Consider the following 6304-nt stretch of genomic DNA (forward strand, 5'->3'; position numbering starts at 1 on the left):
CGGCCGTCCCCACCCCGCCCCCCGTCGCGGGATCAGGCCGTGGCCACCGCGAACACGTGGATGACGCCGCCGTCGGTCGCGCCCGGCAGGGTCACGCTCGCCAGCCGCTTGCCCGCCTGCAAGGCGATCGGCGCCGTGGCGAAGACGTCCGTGCCCACCTGGTCCACCCCGCCGCCCGACACGTCGCGGTACGGCGTGTGGAGCGCCACGACGTTGCCGAAGGACGGCTGTTGGGTGCCGCCGCCCAGCGTCCAGTCACTGAACCCGATCGGGGCCTCCTGGGTCGTGCCGTCGGTGTACGTGAGCGTCACCGTGCCCGTCGTAGTGCCATTGATGGCGCTGCCCAGCAGGCTCAGCTTCGTCGCGTCCGGGGAGCCGGCCGAGAGGTCGAGGACCTGCGGTGCGCCACCGCCCACCACCTCGATGTTGTCCGGGTCGCCCGGGTTCACCGCGGGCCACGTGAAGTCGAAGCCACCCGCGGAGACCGTGCCACCGGGCTTCGCGCCCGCTGCCGCGAGGGCCTTTGCCGAGTAGCTCCAGCCCTGGCCGTCGAAGTTGGCCTGCGGGTTGCTGTCGTCAGCCGAGATACCGGTGCTGTTGAGGTTCCACATGACACTGTCCCGCGCGGCGACGGTCACCGCGAGCGACGTGCTGGGCACGGCCGCGCCGGACGCCGAGGTCAGTGTCACCGGCACCGTGTAGAAGCCGGGCCGGGTGTCGGCCGCGGCCGTGACGGTGAACTTCTCACTGCCCGAACCCCCGCCGGGCACCTTGAGGTCACCCTCCGACGGCGTCACGGTGACGCCCTTCGGCGGTGTCGCCTTCCAGTGCACGGTGGTGGCCGCGTCCTCGATCGTCTGCACCTTGACCTGGGAAGCGGTCCCCGTGCTTCCCGGCTCGACCTTCACCGTGCTGGGCGCGGTCCCGGTGAAGAACGGCACCCCGCCCTCGCGGAAGGACGGCGGGGCGTCGGCCGGGGCACTGCCCCAGGACTTGTCCGGCGTGCTGCCCAGGGTGTAGTCCAGGGTGCCGCCGTGCGTGACGAAGGAGGCCGGCACCCACGGCTTGTCGGACTTCTTGCCGTCGGTCCGCAGACCCCGTATGTACAGGTTCTCAGCCGAGGCGCCCGGCGCGTTGACCGTGATCTTCTTGCCGTGTCCGGTACGGATCACCGCGCGCGGGAACAGCGGCGCGGAGAGCACCAGGTCAGCCCGGCTGGGTACTTGCGGGTACATGCCGAGCGCGGAGAAGACGTACCAGGACGACATCGTGCCCGCGTCGTCGTTACCGGGAATGCCGCCGGGCTGGTCGGTCCACAGCTGGTCCAGCTCCGCGCGTACGGTTTCCTGGGTCTTCCAGGGCGCCCCCAAGTAGTCGTACAGGTAAGGGGCGTTGATGTCGGGCTCGTTGGTGGGGTCGAAGCGCGTGGAGTCCTGCGCCGAGAAGTCGAAAGCGCCGTCCGGTGTACGGAAGAACGCGTCCAGCCGCTTCACCGCGGTCTCGTTGCCGCCCATCGCGCGGGCGAGGCCCGCCACGTCCGAGTAGACCATCCAGGTGTACCGGGCGCTGGTGCCCTCGACGAAGCCGCTCTCGGTGCTCGGCGAGAACGAACCGCCGACCCAGGTCCCGTCCGCCTTCCTGTCCCGCATGTAGCCGCCCTGCGGGGTCGCGTTCGCGTCGAAGACGTACCTCCAGGCGCCCGAACGCTCCAGGAACTTCTTCTGGTTGGCGCGGTCGCCGATGGCGCCGGCCAGTTCCGACAGCCCGTGGTCGGCCGCCGCGTCCTCCAGTGTCTCAGCCGCGCCGCCCCAGCAGTGGCAGCCGTCCGCTGGTACGTAACCGAGCTTCAGGTACTTGTCGAGCGCCGGGCGCTGCCCGACACACTCCACGTTGCAGCCCGCGCTGTCCGAGTCGTTCGCCGTCGGCACGGTCGCCGCGGTGATCAGGGAGCGCAGCGCGCCCTTGACGTCGAAGTCGCGTCCTCCGAAGGCGTTGATCCCGGCGAGCGCGGCGGCCGACGGATCGCCGGACATCACACTGGTCTTGCCGTTCTCCAACAGCCAGCGGTCCCACTCGCCGTCGCGCTGGCTCGCGTAGTTGAAGAGGGACTGAGCGTAGTCGCTGCCCGCCCTCGGGTTGAGCAGGGTCATCAACTGCACCTGTGCGCGGTACTGGTCCCAGCCCGAGAAGGTGCCGTACTGCGCCTTCTGGCCCTTCGCCAGCCGGTGCGGCTTGAGGTCCGCGCCGAGGTAGCGCCCGTCGACGTCGCTGGTCAGTGTCGGTTCCAGCATCGAGTGGTACAACGCGGTGTAGAAGGTGGTGCGTTGGGCGTCGGAGCCGCCGCTCACCTTCACTTTGTCCAGCTCGTGCCGCCACGCCGACTCCGCCTGCTTCCGCACCGAAGCGAACGTCTTGCGGGGCGGGTTCTCGGCCTTGAGGTTGGCTTCCGCGTTGGCCGCGCTGACGTAGGAGATCGCCACCTTCGCCTGGACCTGCGTCGCGCCCTGGGCGAACGTCACGTACGCGCCCGAGCCCTTGCCGGCCGGCTGGATGCCGTTCGTGCCGTAACCGGTGCCACCGGAGGCCGAGGTCGATCCCGGGTTCAAAGTGGTGTCGGTCCAGGTGCCGACCTTCGCGAACGGCTGGTCGAAGTGTGCGGTGAAGTAGAGGGTGTAGAGGTCGTGGGTGTTGTTCGCGTTCATCGGGCCGCAGAAGTTGCCGGCGGTGACCGAGCCGGTCACGGTCCGCGCCGCCTTGTCCACCCGCACGGTCGCGTCGCCGCTGCCCGTCTCGGAGTTGGAGGTACGGAACAGCATGCTCGCGGGCTTGTCGGCGGGGAAGCCGAAGCGTCCCGAGCCGGTGCGGGGGGTCGTGGTCAGCTCCGCGGACGCGCCACTGCCCAGACCCACCTTGTAGTAGCCCGCCTCCGCGGTCTCGTCCGCGTGGGAGAACGAGCTTGCGTACTTGGCGTCGGTGGCGTCGGCGGAGGGGGAGGTGTCGACGTCGCCGACGTACGGCATCACGGGGATGTCGCCGTTGGCCCCGTAGCAGCCGACGCCGTTGAGGTGGGTGAGGCTGAAACCGCGGATCTTCGTCGCGCCGTACTCGTACCCGCCGGGAGCGGGGGTCGGGATCTGGCCCCGGGTGTTCTGCGGACTCCAGGCGAGCATGCCGAAGGGCTGAACGGCGCCGGGGTAGGTGTTGCCCGCGTTGGTCGAGCCGATCAGCGGGTCGACGTACGCCACGGTGTCCCGCACCTCGCCCCGGGCCGAGGTCGCCGTCGCGGCCGTAGCGGGGACGGCGGCGGCGAGGGAGAGGACGGTACCGAGTGCCGCCACGAGGGCGACCGCCGCGCCGCCGGGGGTCCGGCACCGTGAGGAGTACGGTGTCGGCCGGAACCGCCCCGCGCGAGAACGACCTGATGATGTGTCTGACAACGTTGTCTGCCCTTCATCCGGTTCCGACAACGCCTCGCTGGACAACGTTGTCAGGGTGCGGACAGGATGGTCCTCCGGTTGATCGCCAGGTGTCAAGAGTGCGCCTGCGGCGAGATGCACCCAGCGCCGCACGCGCACCGATCATGGGGGGGTGCCCCTATCTGTTTCGTCAACCGTGGCGGGGTTCATTCGGAGGGTTTTGCTGGTTTTCGGGAACGTCCCTCGGACGCGAGGCCGAGACTGCGGGGGTTCGTAGAAGGTGCCCGCGAAATGCCGTCGGCAGCCAGCCCGGAGGTCAGTGGGGCGCCCAGGCTGCCGGCGCCTTCGACGCCCATATCGCCCCAAGCGAAGCGGAGTAGGCCGCGATAGCCGGCCCGGCTGACCGGAACGCATACGGCGTCCAGGACGGAGAACGGTTCCTGCCTCTTTCGAAGCCACGTCCGCCAGCGCATCGATGAAGGTGATCTAGAAGGCGCGCTGACCCTGTGCGAGGTCGCCCTGGATGTCTTCAACGAAAGCGAACCGAGCCTGGAACTGGCCGAGCTGGTAACGGAACTGGGCCGCGTACGCGAAGAGACCGGCGACTACACCAGGGCCGAGGACGCCTACCGCCGCGCCGCCGAAGGAGGAAACTCGGAAGCTATCAGCCGCCTAAGCTGGTTGCGCGAAATAAACGGCGACACCGATGCGGCAGCAGCGTTCAAACGAGACGGCCTGGACGGGGACTGTGAAAAGAACGGTGTAACTCCCGATCAAGGAAGAACACCCGATGAGCGACGTGACTGCCTCTGTTGAGGCGGTTGAAGAGGTCCGGCCGGTCGAGCTGTCGGCGGACGTGCTGGACGAGCAGTTGATCGGGCAGTTGGTCGATCGAGCCCGCGCGAGCGGACTGCAGTTGACCGGTGAGGGCGGGCTTCTGCAGCGGCTGACCAAGCGGGTGCTGGAGTCCGCTCTGGAAGGCGAGATCACTGATCACCTCGGATACGACAAGCACGACCCGGCCGGTGCCGGCAGCGGGAACTCCCGCAACGGGATGCGTGCCAAGACCGTGCTGACCGACGTCGGCCCGGTCGAGATCGCGGTCCCGCGCGACCGCGACGGCAGCTTCGAACCGCAGATCGTCAAGAAACGCCAGCGCCGGCTGACCGGCGTCGACGAGATGGTCCTGTCGCTGTCCGCGCGCGGGCTGACGCACGGCGACATCTCCGCCCATCTCGCAGAGGTCTACGGCGCGAGCGTGTCCAAGCAGACCATTTCCACGATCACCGACAGCGATAGTGATACCCGGGTCCCCGGTGGTCGTGGCTCGATCACTGACTGACGTCCTGCTGGACTGTCTTCGCCTTGGTCTGTCCGGTTGCCGGGGCCCGTTCCCGAGGCCCCGGCCGGGTGGATCATGACCTCATAGGAGCCTGGCCAGAGGCCCCATCGCTGTCCTGTCTGCCCCACCCGGCTGGAGCCACCTCCGATCAGGAAGGCATCTCCAGCATGACAGGAACGAACACCGCGGCAGTCGTCGAACACGTGGTGATCGGTGGCGTGGACTCTCACGCCGACACCGTCCACGTCGCCGTGGTAACCGACCGCGGTGGGCAGATCGCCGATGCCGAGTTCCCCACAACGACCGCCGGATACACGGCTGCTCTTGCCTTCCTGGCTGCTCACGGCACCGTTGCCGCAGTCGGCGTGGAGGGCACGTCGTCCTACGGGTCGGGGTTCACGCATGCGGCCCACGAGGCCGGTCTGACCGTGGTCGAGGTCAACCGGCCGGACAAGGCCGAGCGCCGCAGGATCGGCAAGTCCGATCCGATCGACGCCTATGCCGCGGCTCGTGCGGTAGTGTCCGGCCGGGCCACCAGTGCCCCCAAGGGCGATGCCGTCGCCGGGATCCGGGCTCTGCACAACGTGGCACGATCCGCCGTCAAGGCCCGTACAGCAGCGTTGAACCAGATCGGACACATCCTGATCACCGCGCCCGACAGCATCCGCACGAAGTACGAAGTGCTGCGGGGCGACAAGCGCATCGACGCCCTCGTCCGGCTCCGGGTCGGCAACGACCCCGTCCATATCCCTATCCTGACCGCCCTGCGCACGCTCGCGCGACGCGTCCAGAATCTGACCGCTGAACACGCCGCTCTGACCGCAGAGTTGGACGCCCTGGTCGCGCAGCTCAACCCCGGCCTGCGCGCCGCCTACGGCGTCGGACCCGACACTGCGACGCAACTGCTGATCACCGCCGGCGACAACCCCGCCCGCCTACGAACCGAAGCATCCTTCGCCGCCCTATGCGGTGTCGCCCCGGTTCCGGCCTCCAGCGGCAAGACCAACCGTCACCGGCTCTCGCGCGGCGGTGACCGCGCGGCGAACGGGGCCCTCTACCGCATCGCACTCGTCCGCATGCGCCGTGACCCGCGCACTCGTGACTACGTGGAGCGTCAAACCAAGGCCGGCCGGACGAAGAAGGAGATCATCCGGCTGCTCAAACGCGCCATCGCCCGGGAGGTTTTCCGTCTCCTGACCACCGCAGTCGAGGTTCCCAAGATCGCGGATCTCAGGCCCACTCGCCAGGCCAAGAACATCACGCTCACCGCCGCGGCGAACCACTTCGGAGTCTGGCCCGCCGTCATCTCCAACATCGAACGGGGGCTCCGCCGCGACGACACCTTCGCCGACGCCTATCGCAGCTGGCTCGCAGCCGCTTGACCAACGATAGGAGCATCAAGGTCATGGAGGGCATGGCCGAATGGCAGAACCGGCCGCTGGACCCGGTCTACCCGGTCTACCCGGTGATCTTCATCGACTGCGTGCACGTGAAGGTCCGCGACGGGCAGGTCGCCAACCGCCCGATCTACGTCGCACTTGCGGTC

Annotated in this window: 2 protein-coding genes and 2 pseudogenes; 3 read left to right on the forward strand and 1 reads right to left on the reverse strand. The window is 68.7% G+C overall.

Annotated features, from left to right (window positions below):
- Positions 1 to 32: 32 nt before the first annotated feature.
- Complete coding sequence (locus tag ACFWVC_RS38430) at positions 33 to 3338, reverse strand: GH92 family glycosyl hydrolase (RefSeq protein ID WP_384299403.1); 3306 nt, start codon at positions 3336 to 3338, stop codon at positions 33 to 35.
- A gap of 868 nt (positions 3339 to 4206) precedes the next feature.
- On the opposite strand from ACFWVC_RS38430, the pseudogene ACFWVC_RS38435 reads away from it, so the two are divergent.
- The 3 genes and pseudogenes from ACFWVC_RS38435 to ACFWVC_RS38445 form a co-directional block, all read left to right on the forward strand.
- Positions 4207 to 4707, forward strand: a pseudogene (locus tag ACFWVC_RS38435) (transposase); the annotation flags it as partial.
- Positions 4708 to 4925: 218 nt separating this feature from the next.
- On the forward strand, positions 4926 to 6140 hold the full coding sequence (locus ACFWVC_RS38440; protein WP_384299410.1) for an IS110 family transposase: 1215 nt from the start codon (positions 4926 to 4928) through the stop codon (positions 6138 to 6140).
- Positions 6131 to 6304 (forward strand): annotated as a pseudogene (locus ACFWVC_RS38445) (transposase); the annotation flags it as partial. The gene ACFWVC_RS38440 and the pseudogene ACFWVC_RS38445, both read left to right, overlap by 10 nt.

The organism is Streptomyces sp. NPDC058691, from assembly GCF_042714775.1.
In the GTDB taxonomy this organism is placed as follows: domain Bacteria; phylum Actinomycetota; class Actinomycetes; order Streptomycetales; family Streptomycetaceae; genus Actinacidiphila.